Source organism: Flammeovirga kamogawensis (assembly GCF_018736065.1).
Taxonomy (GTDB): Bacteria; Bacteroidota; Bacteroidia; order Cytophagales; family Flammeovirgaceae; genus Flammeovirga; species Flammeovirga kamogawensis.
The window spans coordinates 1,149,785-1,169,789 of the sequence record NZ_CP076129.1; the positions used below are offsets into that span (position 1 = coordinate 1,149,785).

At 31.4% G+C, this 20,005-nt stretch carries 16 protein-coding genes; 11 read left to right on the plus strand and 5 right to left on the minus strand.

What is annotated here, in order from left to right:
* Window positions 1–24: 24 nt before the first annotated feature.
* Window positions 25–1,161, plus strand: coding sequence for a hypothetical protein (locus tag KM029_RS22930; protein WP_144076137.1), 1,137 nt, complete (start codon window positions 25–27; stop codon window positions 1,159–1,161).
* A 68-nt stretch (window positions 1,162–1,229) separates the two neighbouring features.
* Here KM029_RS22930 and KM029_RS22935 read toward each other — a convergent pair whose 3' ends face one another.
* Window positions 1,230–2,453, minus strand: coding sequence for a pyridoxal phosphate-dependent decarboxylase family protein (locus tag KM029_RS22935; protein WP_144076138.1), 1,224 nt, complete (start codon window positions 2,451–2,453; stop codon window positions 1,230–1,232).
* A 113-nt stretch (window positions 2,454–2,566) separates the two neighbouring features.
* Here KM029_RS22935 and KM029_RS22940 point away from each other — a divergent pair, with 113 nt between their 5' ends.
* From KM029_RS22940 to KM029_RS22975, 8 genes are all read left to right on the plus strand, one after another.
* Window positions 2,567–3,916: a caspase family protein gene (locus KM029_RS22940; protein ID WP_144076139.1), complete on the plus strand. Its 1,350-nt coding sequence runs from the start codon at window positions 2,567–2,569 to the stop codon at window positions 3,914–3,916.
* Window positions 3,916–4,944, plus strand: coding sequence for a macro domain-containing protein (locus KM029_RS22945; RefSeq protein ID WP_144076140.1), 1,029 nt, complete (start codon window positions 3,916–3,918; stop codon window positions 4,942–4,944). The genes KM029_RS22940 and KM029_RS22945 overlap by 1 nt, the downstream gene beginning before the upstream one ends.
* 18 nt (window positions 4,945–4,962) lie before the next feature.
* Window positions 4,963–5,250, plus strand: a complete 288-nt coding sequence (locus tag KM029_RS22950; protein ID WP_144076141.1) for a hypothetical protein — start codon at window positions 4,963–4,965, stop codon at window positions 5,248–5,250.
* Window positions 5,251–5,348: 98 nt separating this feature from the next.
* On the plus strand, window positions 5,349–6,956 hold the full coding sequence (locus tag KM029_RS22955) for a glycoside hydrolase family 3 protein (protein WP_215586364.1): 1,608 nt from the start codon (window positions 5,349–5,351) through the stop codon (window positions 6,954–6,956).
* 390 nt (window positions 6,957–7,346) lie between these two features.
* Window positions 7,347–7,745, plus strand: a complete 399-nt coding sequence (locus KM029_RS22960; protein ID WP_144076143.1) for a hypothetical protein — start codon at window positions 7,347–7,349, stop codon at window positions 7,743–7,745.
* Window positions 7,746–7,760: 15 nt separating this feature from the next.
* Entirely contained in the window at window positions 7,761–8,243 is a 483-nt protein-coding gene (locus tag KM029_RS22965; protein WP_144076144.1) for a GLPGLI family protein, read from the plus strand.
* 797 nt (window positions 8,244–9,040) lie between these two features.
* A complete protein-coding gene (locus KM029_RS22970; RefSeq protein WP_144076145.1) occupies window positions 9,041–9,358 on the plus strand; it encodes a hypothetical protein in 318 nt (105 codons plus the stop codon).
* A gap of 221 nt (window positions 9,359–9,579) precedes the next feature.
* Window positions 9,580–10,050 (plus strand): hypothetical protein, encoded by a 471-nt coding sequence (locus KM029_RS22975; protein ID WP_144076146.1) that lies wholly within the window; start codon window positions 9,580–9,582, stop codon window positions 10,048–10,050.
* Between the two features lie 223 nt (window positions 10,051–10,273).
* Here the strand turns inward: KM029_RS22975 and KM029_RS22980 are convergent, their stop codons facing one another.
* Window positions 10,274–11,680 carry a sulfatase-like hydrolase/transferase gene (locus KM029_RS22980; RefSeq protein WP_144076147.1) on the minus strand — a complete coding sequence of 469 codons (1,407 nt, stop codon included), beginning with the start codon at window positions 11,678–11,680 and terminating at the stop codon, window positions 10,274–10,276.
* Between the two features lies 1 nt (window position 11,681).
* On the minus strand, window positions 11,682–13,301 hold the full coding sequence (locus KM029_RS22985) for a sulfatase-like hydrolase/transferase (RefSeq protein ID WP_144076148.1): 1,620 nt from the start codon (window positions 13,299–13,301) through the stop codon (window positions 11,682–11,684).
* A gap of 479 nt (window positions 13,302–13,780) precedes the next feature.
* Between KM029_RS22985 and KM029_RS22990 the strand changes: the two genes are divergently transcribed.
* Both KM029_RS22990 and KM029_RS22995 read left to right on the plus strand, forming a co-directional pair.
* Entirely contained in the window at window positions 13,781–15,421 is a 1,641-nt protein-coding gene (locus KM029_RS22990) for a sulfatase family protein (protein WP_144076149.1), read from the plus strand.
* A gap of 251 nt (window positions 15,422–15,672) precedes the next feature.
* A complete protein-coding gene (locus KM029_RS22995) occupies window positions 15,673–16,596 on the plus strand; it encodes a T9SS type A sorting domain-containing protein (protein WP_144076150.1) in 924 nt (307 codons plus the stop codon).
* Window positions 16,597–16,669: 73 nt separating this feature from the next.
* Here KM029_RS22995 and KM029_RS23000 read toward each other — a convergent pair whose 3' ends face one another.
* Together KM029_RS23000 and bglX are read right to left on the minus strand one after the other, a co-directional pair.
* On the minus strand, window positions 16,670–17,326 hold the full coding sequence (locus tag KM029_RS23000; protein ID WP_144076151.1) for a hypothetical protein: 657 nt from the start codon (window positions 17,324–17,326) through the stop codon (window positions 16,670–16,672).
* Between the two features lie 282 nt (window positions 17,327–17,608).
* Window positions 17,609–19,888, minus strand: coding sequence for a beta-glucosidase BglX (gene bglX / locus KM029_RS23005; protein WP_240050358.1), 2,280 nt, complete (start codon window positions 19,886–19,888; stop codon window positions 17,609–17,611).
* Window positions 19,889–20,005: the final 117 nt, after the last annotated feature.

Genomic DNA, 20,005 nt, shown 5'->3' on the forward strand with positions numbered 1-20,005 from the left:
CACATACCTAAATACTAATTAAATATGCGTTATATCTTTATTACCCTATACTTTATTACTATAATTTCTTGTAATAAACCTACTAGCTCATTAACAACAGAAAAATACTTAAAGGAGTACGAGACTACCCCATCAGAATTTATAATTAAGAAATTTAAAACCAATACGGTTGTTCTATTAGGAGAAGACCACGGTATTAAAAATAACCTTGATTTTGTAAGTCAGTTAATTCCTAAATTATACAAGGCAGGAGTTTATAATTTAGGAATGGAGTTTGGCGCTTCGGAAATGCAACATAAAGTAGATTCTCTATTATCAGCCCCTCAGTTTGATGAAGAACTTATGAGAAATATAATGTTCTTTTATAACGTTGGATGGCCTTATAAAGAATATATGGATGTCTATAAAAATGCTTGGAAATTTAATACAACATTAAAAGCTAATGATAAGAAATTTAGAATAATAAACCTTAGCTACCAATACAATTGGAGTAATTACTTAGGTGAAAATACACCCGAAGAAAAAGCTGAAATATTTAATAAAGGAGAAGCAGATCTTTATCGAGCTAAGGTTGTGGAAAAAGAAGTTTTTGATAAAAATGAGAAAGCACTTTTACTAGTAGGTACTCCACATGCATTTACAAAGTTTTTAAATAGAAATTTAGAAAATAAGATTTCAGAAAATTGTCCCGCAGAAGCCATTTATTTAGGACACCGTTTACTAGATAAACATCCCGATAAAGTATATACTATCTTATTGCATCAAGCATTTTATGGAACAGAAAAATCTAATTATAAGTTGATGTCACCTGCACATGGAAATATTGAAAAAGCAATGGCATTAAATGGAAATAAGCCGATAGCATTTGATCTAGTTCATTCACCAATGGGGCTGTTAGAAGATAATAGTTTTTATGCATCATGTAATGATACATTTAGGTTAAATCAATTTTTTGATGCCTACATCTTTCTAGTACCTTTTGATCAAATGGATGGTTGTACATACGATGCTCATTTTTATGATAACCATAATTGGGAAGACATTAGAGTACAAATACCTGATCCTAATTGGAATCCTCGTCCATCAACACAACAAAAATACCAAGAGCAGAGAAGAGCGTTTGTTGATATAAAAGAGAGATATAAAGATGTGATAAATTAAATATTTTATGCAATACGTAAACGGCTCATCAAGAAAAATACTTGATGAGCCGTTTTATTTTCTACTAATTATTGAACGGAAAGTTCTTCTATTAGTGGTTCTAATTTTTCTATTGTAACGTGTTCCATTACTACCACTTTATACCATTTTGGATTATGGTGAACATCGGGTACTAAACCAAATCGTTTGGCTGTTTCCGGACGAATTTTATCGGCATGCATAGTAACAATATTAGAATCTTTACTCCTAAAATAAGAAATACCAATTTCGTCTAATTTATGAGTAAACCAGTCTGCTCTTTTAGATAAAATATAAATCTTTTCCCGCATTCCATATGGGCCGTACGTCATTAAAATCATCCAAATGGCAATAGCATTTGCACCAGACCTAGAACCTATCAGTGTAAAGTCATCACCTTCTACATAATCTGCTTTAGTATTGGCATAATGCATCCAGTCTTTTCTAATTAAAAACACGCCAGTTCCATAAGGTGCTTGCAACATTTTATGAGCATCCAAAGTAACAGATGTCACTTTTGGGTTTCTAAAATCTAACTGATGTTGCTTATGTGAGAAAGGGAAAAAGAACCCTCCGTAGGCACCATCAATATGTAGTTTATAATTTAAATTATGAGCATCAAGGTAATCAGTAAATAAATCTACTTTATCTACAGAACCATACATTGTTGTCATCATATTAGCAATAATGATAAAATATTTTTTACCATCTACTTGTGCCTTTTCAATACAACTTCCTACTGTATCTTCTGAGACCTCTCTTGTATCAAAATCAACAGAAATTCTATAATAAGCAAGCGATAAAATATTAGAAGCTTTGGCCATTGAATAATGACTATCTTCAGAAGAGATGATCGCAATTTCATCGTTAGAAGCATTAAATTCTTGCTTATAATAATTTCGATATATCCATATTGCCTGCATGTTAGCTTCAGTCCCTCCAGAGGCAACATACCCGTCAATAGTATTAATTTCTGCGTTTAGAATATCAGTCCCACAAACTTCAATAAGCTCTCTTTCAATAGATTGAGTTCCTTTAAAGAAGCTTTCGGAAATACCTTGTGTGTGACAACCAATATGGTTAGGATTGTGTAATAGAGTAGTTATAAATGGAGCCTCTTTTAAAAATGGGGCATCGTCTGGGAAAACTTTACTATCTAAGTGAGAGCCAGGAACTCCCAACGATTGATTTCCAAAATAATCTGTATTGTTATCTAAGGCTTCAAAAATTCTCTCTTGAATTTCTGCGCGTGATTTCTTTTTCCAAATGTGCATTCTAGTATGTAATATGTGGTGCACAAAGATAGTCAATTCGTTACATCGCCAAATTTTTTATAAAGGATAATTACCTATTCCTTATATTTACATAGGTATTACAATGCTTTTGTATGAAAATTAATAACAAACTTTTACTCTTGCTTGTGGCATTACTTGGTTATTTAGCCACGAATGCACAAACATACGATCAACCAGAATTATCTGAGAGCGTGCAATATGCACTAATTATTGGTACAGATAAGTACGATGGAAAGCCCATGTGGCCAAACCTAGATAATGCAGAAAATGATGCAAAGAGCATTAATACAGTATTAAAAAAAGAATATGATTTTTCTACAAAATTATTATTATCTCCAACTTTAGAAGAGGTGGAGAAAGCAATTCTTACGTATCATCAGTTCATAAAACCTAAAGATAGGTTTCTAATATATATTGCTGGCCATGGAGATTATGATCAAAAACAATTTGATGATGGATTCCTAGTATTTAAAGACAGTAAAACCACAAGAAAAGATCCTACTAGAAAATCTTATCTTCAGTACAGAAGGTTAAATGGTTTATTAAACGCTTTAGAAGCAAACCATGTGGCATTGGTATTAGATGTTTGCTTTGGAGGGAGTTTTAATGAAAAACTAAGAGATGAAACACCTAAATATAGAGGTAAGGTAGAAGATGAAATGGTAACGGGTCGTTTTCTTAAAAAGAAGATGAATAAGGTGACAAGGGTTTATTTAACATCTGGTGCTTTAGAAAGAGTATCTGATGGTGTTGATGGACATTCTCCTTTTTGTAGTGCCATTCTCAATGTTCTTGATAACGACCAGAACACACTTTTTACATTATCTGATGTACACCAACAGACAAAACGATCGATGTCGGAAAGTATGTACGGTTCTTTTGGTAAAAATGAGTTAGGAAGTGAATATATTTTTAGCAGATCAAATTCTTCTACATTGTCCAATGTACAGACAGGGAAAGAGGAGATTGCTATGGAAAATAATTTAACAAGAGGCCAGAAAAAAGAAGATAATATTCTACTCTATTGTATCGTCTTGGTGATCGCAATTGGAGCTACGATCAACTTTTTTGTTATTAAAAAGCGTAAAGAACAACCTCAAAATTCAGAAGAGGAGGTAAATCAAATAGTACCAGAGAAAACAGAAAGTACCTCTACAGAAAAAGCTGAACTTGTAGAAGTTGAAGAGTTATTACCAGACACGGTAGAAGGTCAATTATCATCTATAACAAAAAGACCTTTTGATCAGATAGAGATAAAAAATAAAGTTGAAGTGGAACATCAATTAAAATTGTATACCATCCATCAAAAAAATCTGCGTGCAGCATTAGAAGCAAAAGCTAAATATGGTGATATGGCACCTCCAATTTTAATACATAGAATAAATGATGCGAAAGCAGAATTGGAGAAAATAAAAACGGAACTACTGAAATACATCCAATAATGGAACATAACAAAGCAACATACTATATAGGTGGATCAAAATTTAATTTGATCTATGACGATATCACTCAGGTACCATCAGATGCTATTGTGAGTTCTGACGATGAAATGATTACAATGGGTGGAGGAGTATCTGCCACTATCCGTAGAAATGGTGGTCCATATATTCAAGAAGATGCTCAAAAACATACAGCTCTTTCTTTGGGTGACGTAGTGGTTTCTTCGGCAGGGACTTTACAAATGAAATATGTTTTCCATGCCATAACTATAAACTACCAAAATGAAGAGTACCTTGATGAAGATGCTCTAAAAATGATTATGGATAATGTGCTTTCATTAAGTAAAGCACTAAAAATAAAAAGGATATCGTTACCTGCAATTGGAACTGGAGCTGCACGGTTTAGCTTTACTGATGCTGTGAAGATTATTACACAATCAATTGCCTCATTTTTACAACAAAACGAATGTATCGAAGCCTTTAATTTATGTCTTCTAAAAGATGATGACGTAACCAAGGAAAAGGTGAATAAATTGTTTGAAGAATCTGTAAGTTACTTTTCTATCTCTCAGCAAAATAATACAATTAAAAACTTATTGACAGAAGCCAACGAGTCGTTAAAAGTACAAGAGAAAGTGGATGTTGCTTTAGTAAAAAAACTAGAAGATGGTTTTGCTAGAATTAATGAAATTGAGCAAACAAAAAGTAATGTAATTTTACCAAATTCAATTCCTACTTTATTAGAGGATCTTGGATTCCTACATGAACTTCTACATTCTGTAAATACAAATAAGCACAGAATAGAACAATTAAGAGAGGATAAAAATGTGTTAGAGCAGAAAATGAACTACCAAAGAACTGCTTTAAGGCATTATGAACTAGAAAAAGCGAAGTATGGCGGAGAGATGGTTCCTTTTAGATTATTAATGCAAATTGAAGAAGTTGAAAAGGAAATAGATACTACAGAAAAAAGCATAAATGAGATGAATGCTGAATTAAAATCTTATATTGAAGTAGCAGGTTTGAAATAAGAATCAAATAATAGAATAATGAAAAAAAGACCTACTGGTAAAACTATTGGGGGACGTGCTTTTGGGACTAAAAAAATATCTAAAGCAGAAGAGTTAAGAGGTGTTCAAGATGTTATAGTTGATAAGTTTGACCGCTTAGCTCGTACTCGAAAAGATTTAGAATTAGATAAGCGATTAGGAAAAGAGATACGTGCTTATTTAACGAAAAGAAGAGAGCGAAAAATGCCTGTAGATCAGAAAATGCTAAAGCAATATATTGTACAGCTTAAACGAAAAATGCTTCAAGAAATCACTTTTAAAAAGTAAGCGATCAATTTTTTTAAACCTATCAATACCCCTAAAATATGTACCCTCCATTTCATAATCATAGAAACGATTCATGGGTGAAAAAAACACTCAAAAATATGTCTTTAGAACAGAAAATTGGTCAACTTTTTCAAGTAGCTGCCTTTTCTAATAGAGATGAAAAGCACGAAGAAGAAATTCTTACATTAATTGAAAAATACCATTTAGGAGGGCTAACATTTTTTCAGGGAGAACCATTCAAGCAGGTAGAATTAACCAATAAATACCAGTCTAAAAGTAGTGTGCCTTTGTTTATAAATATAGATGCAGAATGGGGATTAGCCATGCGATTACAAGGCACAACACAGTTTCCGTATCAGATGGCTTTAGGTGCGATTGCGGATGATGCTTTAATTTTTAAAATGGCACGAAAAATAGGAGAGCATTGTAAAAGAATAGGAGTTTGTTCTCCGTTGGCTCCTGTAGTAGATGTAAATAACAACCCTAAAAATCCTGTAATTAATTATCGTTCTTTTGGAGAAGATAAGGTTAAAGTAGCAAATAAAGGGATAGCTTATATGAAGGGTTTACAATCTGTACATGTATTAGATAATGCAAAGCACTTTCCGGGTCATGGTGATACAGCTACAGATTCACATTTAGATTTGCCACGTTTATCACATTCTTCTGAGCGTTTAAATGCAATTGAATTATATCCATTTAAAGAGCTTATAAAGAATGGTTTAAGTAGTATAATGACGGCACATCTAGAAATTCCTGTTTGGGATAAAAGAGATAACATGCCTACAACATTGTCTAATAAAATTCTTTCTTCTATCCTTTTTGATCAATTAGATTTTAAAGGGCTAGCCATTACAGACGCAATGGATATGCAAGGAATTACTAAATATTATAAGGATGGTGAGGCTGATTTAATGGCAATTTTAGCAGGAAATCATATCATTACAAATAGCAGAAGTGTACCAAAAGGTGTTGAGAAGATAAAGCAAGCACTTGTAAATGGTGATTTTTCTGAAGAGCAATTAGATGAAATTGTAACTAATTTATTGGCCATGAAAAAGTGGGTAGGTTTAGATCAATTGAAAGAAATTAATTCAAGAAATTTATCAGCTGATCTAAATGATGAGGAAAGCAAACAACTAAACAAAGCGTTGGCAGAGGCATCCATCACTTATTTGGGAAAATCACCTATGCAGCCTATAGATAAAGACAAAACAATCTACTTAAAGTTGGTTGGAGAGCATCAGACAATAAGTACTAGAGAACAAGTTGCTCATCATTTAAAAGAAATAAGAAAAGAAGAAAAGAATGTGTTATTTAATGGCTTAAGAGCTTTAGAAGTCACTACTTTAACATGGAATGAAAGGGAGGGAGAAGCATCATTAAAAAAGCTACTTGAAAAAGTAGAAAATTATGAACGTGTAATTCTGAGTATACATGGAATTAATATTAAGCCTTTTAACCACTTTGATCTCCCTGAAATTATAAGAAAGCAAGTATTAGATTTTCTTTCTAATAAACAGGTAACTCTACTCTTTTTTGGAAATGCGTATGGCCTAGATGAAATTGAAAACATCGAAATTGCAAAAGAAGTACTATTAACTTATCAAGATTCTGAGTTTATGCAAGAAGCCGCACTTCGAGTTTTAAGCGGTGAGATAGAGTGTAAAGGGGAGTTACCAGTTAGCCTCAAAAAATTACCATAAAAAAAGGAGCACTCCAATGGAAAGCTCCTTTTTGATATTACTACATTTTACTACTTAACTACTTTAAATCATAGCCCTATTTCAGGCTTAATAATTTTCTATCACTTTATCTTTAATAGAACTGCTTTAAATGCTTACATAATGTAGACAGCTATGCCAATTTATGTGACAGTACGATTGAATTTTATTAACATTAAAGGAGTGTATTTATTTTATTCTGAAGTGTTTAATTTGTTGTAATCACCTTATTATGAGTTGTTTGTGTTGTTTAAAAAAATAAACATAAAAAAGAAAAAATAAGAAACCACAGTGTTTTTTTGATAAAAGTTTCAGTAAGTAAAATTTATTTATAACTTCGAGTACACTAACTATTACTATTTTTTGCTAAAAATGAAAAACTATTTCACTCTACTTTTGCTATTAAAAGCAACATTACTTTTCTCTCAAGATACAATAACACCGAAGGGTCAATCAAAAATGAAATGTATTTATATGCATACATTTCAACCTTTTGTAGATGACACAACTAAAGTAAACGAAAAGTTTGTTTTGTATTTGAATGATCAATTTTCAGAATACAATAACTATAATGATTATTTAATTGGTATTGAGATAAAACGAGCTTATGCAGCAAGCAAATTAGATAAAAATAGTTCTGTCTTCGATATTCTAAATATGAAACTGGATAACATTTCAGAGCCGGAGAGTAATAATTTTAAAGTATTTAAAGACAATACTTCTCAAAAAGTAATTTATACACATGGCTTTGGTGTGCTTTGTTCATTTTAAGAAAGTTATGATGAAATGATTTGGGAAGTAACAGATGAAAGCAAAATTATAGATAACAATCATTGTATTAAAGCATTAACAACTTTCGGTCAATATAAATTTGAAGCATGGTTTACACCTGAAATTCCAATTGCTGACGGACCATATATGTTTAGAGGGTTACCAGGTTTGATTGTTGCTGTGAATGATACTCAAAATTTACATAAGTTTGAAATGATAAGTATTGAAACCGATACTACTTATGAATTACGAGACACATCAACTGGTAGAGAATTTCTTAATCCTATTAAACAAAAGTTAGCTTTAAGAAATGTAATAAAGCAAAAAAATAAACTTGAAGCAGGTTATGATATAAGTTTTGACTTTACTTCAAAACATAGAATTGAAAGACCATACCTTGAAGATTCATCTGAAGAAAACATTAAAAAACAAAAATTGAAATATACTTTATATGACTATCTACTTTTTAGAGAATACACTCTTCAAAAAGGTCTTTAATTTGCGAATATTTGAACTAAATGAAAAACTATCTAACACTATTTATTACTCTTTAAAACTTCAATCCTATTTACATAAACTTCAGTTCAAGGTGTCATTAAAAATCAAAAAGGAGAAGTAATTCATGGCGTTACTATTATTGCCTATGAGATACAAAAGGAAAATATCTTAGGTTTTGAAGTATATAATAATAGAGGTAGGGAATAGCTTTTATAAAATAAATACTTATTTGGTGTATTCAAATACAACAGAGAAAATAGATACCACTAAATAAAGTAGATTGGTCGTAGCGAATTATAGGTATGGATATTCAATTCTCAAAAAAGAAATACCATTATTAAATGGAATAATAAATGGATTGCTCATACTTTTATCGATAATGATTTTTAGTACATAAACTTTTCTTACCAGTATAAGTTTAATAAGAAAACAAGACTACTATTTATAGTTCAAAACCTTCTCGATCACTGTTTTTATACACAAACAGCAATGAATGCATTCCAAAGTAATCAATCTTTTTATACTTTAACCCAAAGGCAATTAATGGTGGAGGTGAAGTTTAAAATATAGTACTGAAATTATACGATTGTATTTATTCCACTAACCCAACCCACCTCTTCTTTACCACCTTTTAAAAACAAAATGTTTAAAAAATTAGAATTTTTAATGTTTAAATTTTGAACATTAAAATAAAATTGATTAAATTTGAAACATCAAGAAAATAAAAAATATAAGTTTCTATTCTCTTGATTGAAGATTACTATAATATGTATTACATAAATATAAAAGCTACAAAAATGAAAAATTTATTTGTTATCATCTTTACTGTTTTAGGTGTTTGTTTTACTACAAATGCAATGTCTGACACAACAGATCCAAAAAATGAAAATGATAAATATAATTACCATGTACCAGCACAGTATAAAACAGTACAAAAGTATCAGATTAGTGTAGGGAGAGGTGCTACTTTTTTTGGAATTTCTAAAGAGTTATCAAAAGTTTCAGGTAAAGAATGGTCGTGGGAAATTGTAGACAGAGTAATAGAAAGTCATCATTATAAATATGGAAAAAATGAAATTTTAAAACCAGAGCAAATATTCCTAGTGTCAATTTAACAAATATAAAATTATTGCCTAAAACTATTTCTTACAAATGCTTTTTAAGTCCTATATAATTATAGGACTTATTTGTTGCATATTAATATGTTTCTACCTAGTACCTTACCACTTTTGTTAGTGTATTTAAACAAAAAGGAACTATAATTGTATTACTATCAGTTATATATAGTTTGTGTAAATGCTTTGAAAGCTATTCCTTATCAATTAACCTTTTAAAAATGAAAACGCTATTTACTATCTTATTCCTAATTTCTGTGCAATTTTCTTCATTTTCTCAACGTGTAATAGTAGACAATAATGGAGGAGAAAATACAGATTACTTAAACTTACAGATTGCTATAAATAATGCAAACCATGGAGACAGTATTATTGTAAGACCATCTGAAGTAAGCTACGGAGAAATTGCCATTTCTAAACATATTGTACTTCTCTCTGAAGATATTGTATTGAAAAATGAAAAATTGAATACTACGAGAATTGAGAAGCTTATTTTAGAGAATATTAGCTACGATAAATCGGATGCATCTAATAGCACAATTTGTGGATTTGAAATTCATAAATTAGAAGCAATTTCAGACCCTGATAACTCAGTAAAGAATATCACTTTTGTAAAAAACAGATTAAAAAATAAACCACAAATAAAAGACATTAAAACCTGGATTATCACTCAGAATACTAGAATTTATTAGTACCTAACTAGTAAAATGTTTAAAATATACCCATTTCACCTATTTAGTGATGTCTATTCTTAGGCATCACTTTTTTTACAAAAAAATAGTTCGTCCTTATTAAAGACGAACTATCCCAATGTTAAACCTAAATAATTTCTTCAGGTAATCTTCAATCAATTTTATTACTCTCATTAATAGAAGTGTTTTTTGTTTGCAAAACCCCTATTAAAACAAATAATTTTTAATTGATAGGATGGATATAAGCTGGGTTTACTCTTGGTAACTCTGCATTGGTATCCTCTTTCCATTTTTGAAGAAGTGCACTCAACTCTTTAATTTTTTGAGGTAAAACATTAGTTATTTCATTTTGTTCATAAGGGTCCGTGGTTAAATCAAATAATTTATAGGTATTGTTTTCCACAAACTCAGTCATTTTAAAACCTTTATATTGAATTACATTCACCCACTCAGCGGTAAACTTTTTACTTTTTTTATTGAATCGAGAATAATTTGTGTATTGCCAAATAAGCTTTCTATCAGCAATTAACTTCTTTTCACCTGTTGTAATAGGCTGTAAATTCACCCCATCAAGTACATGTTTTTTTGGTAGAAGCGTGTTTGTAAACGATAAAATGGTGGGATAAATATCTACGTGAATTATTGGAGAAGTAGAAACCTGGTTTGCTTTAATCTTCTTACTATATTTCATGATATAAGGTACTCTTATACCTCCTTCTAACGTATTGCCTTTATAACCTTGGTAAGGTTTTGTAAACATTCCATTGCTTGTTTTATAATGCCCATTATCCGAAGCAAAAATTATTAAAGTATTGTCTTCAATATTTAACTTTTTGAGACTAGAAAGAACCTTAGCAACACTTTCATCAAGGTTTTTTATCATTGCCAAAACTTTCGTTGTTTCTTCATCAAAGTTATATTTATCTTTAAAGTAGGTGTAAGTTTCTAGTTTTGGTTCTAAGGGTTTATGTACTAAATAGTAAGGTAAAAACAAGAAAAATGGAGTGTTGTTATTAACTTGTTTCTCTATAAATGCAATCCCTTTTTTTGTAATATAATCCGCATTATAATCATTTTCTAGAACATCAGTTTGTGTAGGAAAGTGCGTAAAGTTATAATGCTTTTTTGTTTCAATGGCTTCATCAAAACCTTGGTTTTGCATACTTAACTCTTTGGTACCAAGGTGCCATTTCCCAAAACCCGCAGTTGCATAACCATTTTCTTTTAATGCTTCCGGAATTAATACTTTATCTAGACTTAAACCAACCCCTTTTCCATTCGGTTTATTGTTTTCTGGAGGCAAATATTGCATGTTTTGAAGTGTTGCCTGATCTTTTTTGTACCGGTCAGACACTCTATATATTTTATGACGAGGAACATACTGACCTGTCATAATAGAAGCTCTTGATGGGGCACAAGTAGGATCGTTAGAATAAGCATTTGTAAACCGAATACCTTCTTTTGCTAATTGATCTATTGCAGGAGTTTCTACAAAATCATTTCCATAACACCCTAGTGCATTTACTCCTAAATCATCCGCTAAAATAAATACAACATTTGGACGATCTATTTGAGCAAAACAATGTATAGAAGCTAAAAGAATGACAACAATATTTAGCATTGATTTCATTTTAATTGATGAGGTTAACGGATACAACTTCAGATTCTTTATAACCAATACGAATTGCTTTAACTTCTATTTTTGATGCCTTATTAATAGCAATAGGAGTTGTATAAAGTTTCCATTTTCCTCCATTTATTTGATACCCAATTGATGCACCCTGAGTTGAGCAAGTTAAAGTGAGGAGATTAGCATGAATACTAGTTTTTACCTTATTTGTAACAGGTTGCTGATTATTTGGCCACATTGAGGTAATCATTTCAGCTTCAGGCTGAATACATAAATCAGGAGTTTGTTTTTGCCATTTTGCTAATTGTTTTCTGAAACGCTTAACTTCTGCTGAATAATTTTGATGATGAATTAAATTGACTGTTTCGTAAGGATCGATTTCTAAATCGAAGAGCTGTTCTTTCTCTTGTAAAGGGCTAAACCATTCCGCCTGTATTTGATTTAATTCTCCATTTAAGTACGCATTTTTAAGGTTTTCCATAATTGGTACTTGGATTCTATATGCTATATCTTGATAGCTAGAAGGAATAGGGAAAAGGTATTTTACATATAAATATTTTCCATCTGTAACACTTCTTCTTGCTGATGTAAACTCGTCCATTCGATCTCTAGCGGCAAAAGAATACTTTCTTGACGTCTTTAAAATACTTTGTCCTTGTATGTGTTTAGGAATTTCAACTCCAGCCATTTCTAAAACGGTGGGAGCAAGGTCAATAAAATTAATCAGTTGATCTGTTTTACCACTATTTACACCTTTAGGGTATTTGATAAAGAAAGGGACATGCAAGCCAGAAGCAATAACTTCTCTTTTCTGACGTGGAAGAGGGCCTCCATGATCAGAGAAAAAGAAGATAATTGTATTGTCATATAGATCATCTTCTTTTAATTGATTAATAATTTTAGCAACACGTTTATCTAAAAGCTCCAAATTACTATACATTCTAGCTAAATCTGTACGGGTTGTGTCGTTATCAATATAGTATGGAGGAACAGGTACATCTTCTTTTGCTACAGTTAGAGGCAGGTGCTTATTTTTCCAAATCTTAGATTCGTGTGTTTCATTAAAATTAAATACAGCAAAGAACGGTTGTCCTTCAGCTCTATTCCTCCAATGTGCCTTACCATCGTTTTCATCCCAAGCAGTAAATGGAGCTGCAAACTGATAATCTGTTTTTGCATTATTCGTAGTGTAGTATCCATTTGCTCTTAGATATTCTGGGAAACATTTTACTTCTTTGGGAACTACTGCACTGTACTCTCTAACATTATTATTTTCTCTATCTACAACATTTTTATTCTCTCTATATTTCCTGCTTCCTATACCAGTAATATCTCTGCCTGTTCGCATATGATTTGTACCAATTGTACTTGGGTACATTCCAGTTATAATTGCACTTCTACTAGGTGCACATACACCAGCTGTAGAAAACGCATTCATAAAAATCTTACTCTCTTTTGCTAACTGATTTATTGTTGGAAGTTGAGCTGTGCTATCTCCATAAGAGGGTAAGTAAACACCAGTATCTTCAAAAGAAATCCAGACAATGTTGGGTTGCTTTTTCTGAGCAAATGTAAAGGAAACTACTTGTGAAAAGAATAGATAAAATAAAAGTGTTCTCATGGTATTCTGTTGTTTTTAAATGAAAAAAGGTGAGAAAAATTATACATTATCCTCACCAGTTTTGTAATTAGAAGTAGTCACAATAAAAATATAAATGTATTCTAAATCAATAGATAATTAGAATGGTTTGTTAAACAAATGTAGAATGAATACGTCAAAATGTGGATGAATAAACGTTCCAAATACACCACGAATGATTCTTAAACTATTTATATAGTCTAATTGATTAATATATAGGTGGTTATAGTTTTTTAAGGTAATTTTATTGAACCATAATTCAACCTAGTAGAGTAATTATTTAACATACAAAAAAAATGAAAACTGTAAAATTGTAATATCAAAACAAATTAGTATTGATTGTATTCAGAAAACGGATACTGATTTTATAGATCAAGATTTAACTTCCCTAATTTATCATGTAAACATTTAGTTGTTTGTTTGGTGAGTTAGAATATTACAACTTTTTAATTTAAGTAGAAATGAATAGAATTCTTATCAACTTAACCGTATTATCTGCATTTATCACGTTGTTTGGTTGTGCTAAAAATACGCATGAAACAACAAAGGCAAAACAGCCAAACATCATTTTTATTATGAGTGATGACCATGCTACAAATGCAATTTCTGCTTATGGTGGAAGGTTAGCAGAACAGTTCCCAGATCTTACTCCAAATATAGACCGTTTGGCAAATGAGGGAATGATAATGCAAAACACTTTTTGTACTAATGCAATATGTGGCCCTTCAAGAGCTGCGATATTAACAGGTAAATTTAGTCATGTAAATGGCTTTTTTAAAAACGAAAGTGGAGGAGACTTTGATGGTACGCAACAAACATTCCCAAAGTTATTACAGAAAGCAGGTTACCAAACAGCAGTTATAGGTAAATGGCATTTAGGTACTGCACCAACTGGATTTAATTATTCTAAGGTAATGATTAACCATGGTGGACAAGGAACTTACCACAACACAGTTTTTTTAGAGAACGGAAAAGATACTGTTCAAGAAAATTCTTTTCACTCTACAAGACAAGTTTGGGAAGATGCAAAGAAATGGTTAACTGGTGGTAGAGATCAAGAAAAACCATTTATGTTGATGTATCAGTTTAAGGCACCACACAGACCTTGGACTCCAGATGAGCAATTTCAACATGTATTTGATGATGTTGAGATTGTAGAGCCAGAAACATTTAATGATACTTATGAAGGAAAAATAGCTGCAGGTAATACATGGCAAACTATAGAAAGAAATTTAAATAGAAAAGACTTGAAAGTAGCTCCTCCTCATCCTGAAACAATGACAAAAAAGGAGATTGCAGCTTGGTACAAGTACGGTAATAACAACGAAGAACCATGGTCGCCAAATGATGAACTGAAAGGACAAGCATTAAAAAAATGGAAGTACCAAAAGTACATGAAAGAATACTTAGGGTGTGTGAAAGGTGTGGACCATTATATTGGTGAGATGTTAAACTATTTAGATGAAAATGGACTTGCTGAAAACACAATTGTAATTTATACTTCTGACCAAGGTTTCTATTTAGGCGAGCACGGTTGGTTTGATAAACGAATGATGTATGAAGAGTCATTTAAAATGCCTTTTTTAATTCGTTACCCAAATCATATTGCACCAAAAACAGTGTCTAAGAAGTTAGCAATGAACGTAGATTTTGCACCAACACTTTTAGATTTCGCAGGTGTAGAAATTCCTTCAGATATTCAAGGTAGAAGTATTAAATCAATTGTTGAAGGTGAAGAACCAGAAAATGATTGGAGAGACGCAGTGTATTATCATTATTATGAATTCCCTTGGTGGCACCATGTTTTACCTCATTACGGGGTAAGAACAGAAAGATATAAACTAATTCATTTCTACTATAATCCTGAAATTGCAAAAGAGCAATGGAGAGAAAATGATTGGGAATTATTTGATCTAGAGAAAGACCCGAATGAGTTACATAATCTTTATGGTAAAGCAGGTTATGAAGAGATAACACAACAATTAAAAACCAAATTGCAAGCAATGCAAAAGGAGTACAATGAGGATTCTCAAGAAGATATGATGAAGAAAACAGACATCCGTATTGGTAGAGTGTACGAGCATGCAAAATATGGAAAATAAACAATAATAGTAGCTTAGTTAGAGTAATAATAATAGTTAGAAATAGAAAGTCACCAATAGCTTATTGGTGACTTTTTTATGTGATTACAATTCTTCTCGAATCATATAAAGTATATGAATATTAGTGATTTATGTAGAATTTTCTGTTTGATTTGAAAACTACTTGATGCTAACTTTTAGAATGAAATCACTATTTATTATTTTAATTGGGTAAAATATTTAACGAGCACCATAATTTTATAATCATAGAAATGAGTAAAATTTTACTTTATCTTCTTATTGGAATTAGTTTAAATGGATTTGCCCAGCAAAAGAAAATTACTAAAAAAGGTTCTTTTGTTTGGTTAAATAAGAAGATCAAAATTCCTGAAAATACTAGATATATTGTTACTGGGTCAATACATGCAAATGGTAAAACGAGAGTAGTTTTAGGAAAGAACTCTACATTACAAATAAAAGGTAGCCATACATTAAAAGCTTCAAATTTTGAAGGTGATGTTTGCAATATGAAGACAGGTAAACCTAATGTTAAAATTAAAGGCAAACCTAAATTTTTAATGAAACATTGTTTAGGAACAAAACTTCCTGTGGAATTATCAGATTTTGATGTTCAATTGCATAATGAAAATAAGATTGCACTAAATTGGGTAACTCAAATGGAATTAAATAATAGTCACTTCATAATTGAGCGTTCTCAAGATGGTAAACATTATGAATTGGTACAAGATTCAATTATTGGAGCAGGAAATTCAAATACAGCGATTGAATATTCATTTCATGATGAAAACCCACTAAAAGGAAAGTCATTCTATAGATTAACACAAGTAGATTTTGATAATACTAAAGAAATTTGGGTGCAAAGTGTATATAATGGAGAGGAAGTAATTGAAGAAAGTGTTAATATATATCCGAATCCAGCTCAATATGAAATGAATGTTTTACTAACTACTCACAAAGATAACGTTCCTACCTTTCAATTAATAAGTACATCAAATGGACAGACTATTCAGTCTATTCCTTATGAGGTTGATGGTATTAAGTATACGTTCAACATCTCTGCAATTAAGCCAGGAAGTTATGTATTGGTAATTTCAATGAATGGAACAATTAAACACAAAGAGAAGGTAATTATTATAGGAAATAAAAGTAGAGGAAATAAAAAAGAAAAGGATTAGATAATTAAACCTAATCCTTCCCGTTTTAAAGAATTACTATCTATTTCTCTATTAATTCAAAATATATTGTTCTTTAATTGGGATTTTGACCGTCATCACAAGGTATTGCAAATTTTCTTGTAGAATATTCCCTTGATTTTCCTTTATAAGTTACTCTAGCTGTTAAAGAAACATTTCCGACACTACTTGGTTGTACTAAAGCTCTTGTATCACCACTTTCTCCTAAATATGCATTAGTAGCTGACCAAATTACTGTAGCTCCAGATGGTAAATTTGCTATGCTAAAAATCGGTAATGGATGATACATAGGGTAACACAAAGATTTGTTATTTGTAATATATAAACCATCAAAGGGGTCTGATAATTGATATATTTCTGTTGTTGTACAAGTCTCATCACCTTGAACTGATACATTAATAGATAGTTGACTAGCATCACTAATTGAGATAGTTACTGAGTTTCCAGATTGACTAACTTTTGTTCCGCCAGAAATTGTCCATTCATATCTATCTACATTCGAAATATTACTTGATACAGTAAATACAGCTTGGTAGTTATTATAAACTTTACCATCATTACTAATACTACAATTAGTTGAAAATGATGTTGAAATTCTTGAATTAGATTCTTCAATATTAAAATCATTTAATACTGAATCAGTTTGGTTTTGGCATGACAATATACAAGCAAGAAGTAAGCTTGTAAGCCATGATAGCTTAAGCGATTTCATTTTTTTAAAGTTAAATTGATTATTTAGAAGTCAATTTTTAATAGTTAATAATATTGAGTTAAAGTCAGTTGTTATTCTTAAATAACTTCTTAGTAATTATAGTTTTTTTGACTTCTTTAGTTTTAATTGATAATCTAATTTGGAAGAATACTGAATAAATAACAAGGTTTCTTAAAACATTATTTACAAACAATTCTTAATGATTGTAATTGAGAAAAACTTATAATCACAAAAAGGATTAGATAATTAAACCTAATCCTTCCCGTTTTAAAGAATTACTATCTACTTCTCTATTAATTCAAAGTGCTGGTATGGATTATTTTCTCCTGAGTTAGGTGCTAGCCAAAGTTTAAATTTACCTGCATCAACTCTTGGTTTCATGTCAGGACCAATGTATGCTAAGTCTAACATTGGGAGTTCAAAGTGAATTGTTTTTTCTTCATCAATACCTAGTTGAACCTGTTGAAATCCTTTTAAAACTTTTACAGGTTGGACTAATTCTGCCACTTCATCTTGAATATAAAGCTGAACAGTTTCTGTAGTGGAGTATTTTCCTAAATTTTTGACTTTTACAGAAGCCTTCACTGTTCCATTCCATTGTATTTTTTTTGATACAGTAAGTGCAGAATAACTAACATTACTATAACTTAATCCAAAACCAAAAGGCCATTGTGGTAACCTTCCAATTTCTAAATAATGAGACGTATTACCTAAAGAAGATTGCCAAGCTTCTACAGGGATTTCGTCTATTAAAACTACACTTTCATCAGTTGCGGGCCTTCCAGTGTTGGTGTGATTGTAGTACATAGGTACTTGTCCAGTTGCTTTTGGCCATGTAATAGGTAACCTTCCAGATGGGTTAGATACTCCAGTTAATACATCCCAAATTGCAGGTCCCGCCATTGTTCCGGCATGCCATCCCATCACTACAGCATCAACCTTTTCAAGTAAATGATTAACAATTAAAGGACGTCCTGCCATAAGCACGAGAACAATTGGTTTATTTAATTTTGATAATTCTTGTAATAACTCTTCTTGAACACCTGGTAATTTAAGGTTAGACCTTGAATGAGCTTCTCCTGATAAGATAGCTTCTTCTCCTACTGCTAAAACGATAATATCTGCTTTTTTCGCTTTTTTTATAGCCTGTTTAAAGTTGCTTTTTATTTTATCGCGACTATAATTAAGGGCTTTTTCAAAATAGATAGTATTTGATTTTGAAGTTGTTGCAGCAGTTAAAAGGGTTATTGATTCTTCTTTTTTACCGTCAAAGATCCAAGTGCCTAATTGATCTAAAGGAGCATCGGCTAATGGACCAATTAAAGCTACTTTCTGATTATTTAAAATTGGTAAAACATTATTTTCATTTTTTAATAGAACAATACTTTTAGTAGCAACTTCTTTAGCAATGGCAAGATATTCTTGAGGTAACGAATTGATTTCCTTAAGATCAGCAAAAGGGGTATCAAATAGTCCTAATCTATATTTTACTCTAAGAATACGACGAACTGCCTCGTCAATTTTATCTATCGTTATTACTTTCTCTTCTAAAAGGTTTTCTAAATTTTCAGCATACGCATCAGAAGTCATTTCCATATCAACCCCGGCTTCTATTGCTCTTACGGCAGCTTGTTTTTTATCAGGAGCATATCCGTGAGGAATCATTTCTGTTACAGAATTCCAATCACTAACTACAGTTCCATCAAAATTCCATTCTTCTCTAAGTACATTATTTAATAACCATTTATTTCCGGATACAGGTATGCCGTTTAATGCGTTAAAACCAGCCATAAAAGTTAAAGCACCGGCATTTACTGCACTTTTAAAAGGGGCTAAGTAAACTTGTCGAAGTGTTGGTTCTGGAATGTAGGTTGCATTGTAATCTCTACCACCTTCTGCAGCACCATAACCTGCAAAGTGCTTTGCACAAGCTGCAATATTATACTCTTTAGTGAGGTCACCTTGAAAACCATCTATACTTGCATTACCTAGAACGGAAGTAAGGTAAGGGTCTTCACCAAAAGACTCCGCAATTCGTCCCCATCTAGGATCTCTAGAAATATCAATCATCGGAGCAAAAGTCCAACGTATTCCTTGGCTACTTGCTTCTTTTGCAGCAACTTCTGCAGCTTTTTTAACACCGTTAGCATCCCAACTTGCAGCCTGACCTAAAGGGATTGGAAATATAGTTCTAAAGCCATGAATTACGTCTCTTGCAAATAATAGAGGAATGCCATTTGGGCTTTCTTCAACGGCAATCTTTTGTAATTCTTTTAGGTTGTTGTGGTTCATAACATTAAGCATAGAACCTATGTTGCCGTTTCTTACTGCTTGTTTTAATTCTTCGGATAACTTCCCTTTTTCTCTACTAGATGTACCTCTTTGATTTAATTGTCCTAATTTCTCTTCTAAAGACATTTTTGAAAGTAAGTTTTCAATAAACTTTTCTTCATTGGTATCTGTTGTTTTTAGCGATTCTGTACCTTGATTTGTACACGCTCCTAAGCTCCAAAGTATAGTTAATATAACATACATTGATGCAGTTCTAATTTTACAATTCATTCTATTTATTTAAAAAAGTATTTAGTTGGTTTCGTTTATGAATGTCAATTTACAAAAACTAATTGATTAGCTTAAATTAAAATCTAAAATTGAATAATACTTATTTTTTGTATGGTT

Bases quoted from the DNA above. Each gene is read 5' to 3' on its own strand.
- bglX (WP_240050358.1), bottom strand. From the start codon at position 19,888: ATGAATTGTAAAATTAGAACTGCATCAATGTATGTTATATTAACTATA.
- KM029_RS22955 (WP_215586364.1), top strand. From the start codon at position 5,349: ATGTCTTTAGAACAGAAAATTGGTCAACTTTTTCAAGTAGCTGCCTTT.
- KM029_RS22985 (WP_144076148.1), bottom strand. From the start codon at position 13,301: ATGAGAACACTTTTATTTTATCTATTCTTTTCACAAGTAGTTTCCTTT.
- KM029_RS22995 (WP_144076150.1), top strand. From the start codon at position 15,673: ATGAGTAAAATTTTACTTTATCTTCTTATTGGAATTAGTTTAAATGGA.
- KM029_RS22950 (WP_144076141.1), top strand. From the start codon at position 4,963: ATGAAAAAAAGACCTACTGGTAAAACTATTGGGGGACGTGCTTTTGGG.
- KM029_RS22975 (WP_144076146.1), top strand. From the start codon at position 9,580: ATGAAAACGCTATTTACTATCTTATTCCTAATTTCTGTGCAATTTTCT.
- KM029_RS23000 (WP_144076151.1), bottom strand. From the start codon at position 17,326: ATGAAATCGCTTAAGCTATCATGGCTTACAAGCTTACTTCTTGCTTGT.
- KM029_RS22935 (WP_144076138.1), bottom strand. From the start codon at position 2,453: ATGCACATTTGGAAAAAGAAATCACGCGCAGAAATTCAAGAGAGAATT.
- KM029_RS22965 (WP_144076144.1), top strand. From the start codon at position 7,761: ATGATTTGGGAAGTAACAGATGAAAGCAAAATTATAGATAACAATCAT.
- KM029_RS22960 (WP_144076143.1), top strand. From the start codon at position 7,347: ATGAAAAACTATTTCACTCTACTTTTGCTATTAAAAGCAACATTACTT.
- KM029_RS22970 (WP_144076145.1), top strand. From the start codon at position 9,041: ATGAAAAATTTATTTGTTATCATCTTTACTGTTTTAGGTGTTTGTTTT.
- KM029_RS22945 (WP_144076140.1), top strand. From the start codon at position 3,916: ATGGAACATAACAAAGCAACATACTATATAGGTGGATCAAAATTTAAT.
- KM029_RS22940 (WP_144076139.1), top strand. From the start codon at position 2,567: ATGAAAATTAATAACAAACTTTTACTCTTGCTTGTGGCATTACTTGGT.
- KM029_RS22930 (WP_144076137.1), top strand. From the start codon at position 25: ATGCGTTATATCTTTATTACCCTATACTTTATTACTATAATTTCTTGT.
- KM029_RS22990 (WP_144076149.1), top strand. From the start codon at position 13,781: ATGAATAGAATTCTTATCAACTTAACCGTATTATCTGCATTTATCACG.
- KM029_RS22980 (WP_144076147.1), bottom strand. From the start codon at position 11,680: ATGAAATCAATGCTAAATATTGTTGTCATTCTTTTAGCTTCTATACAT.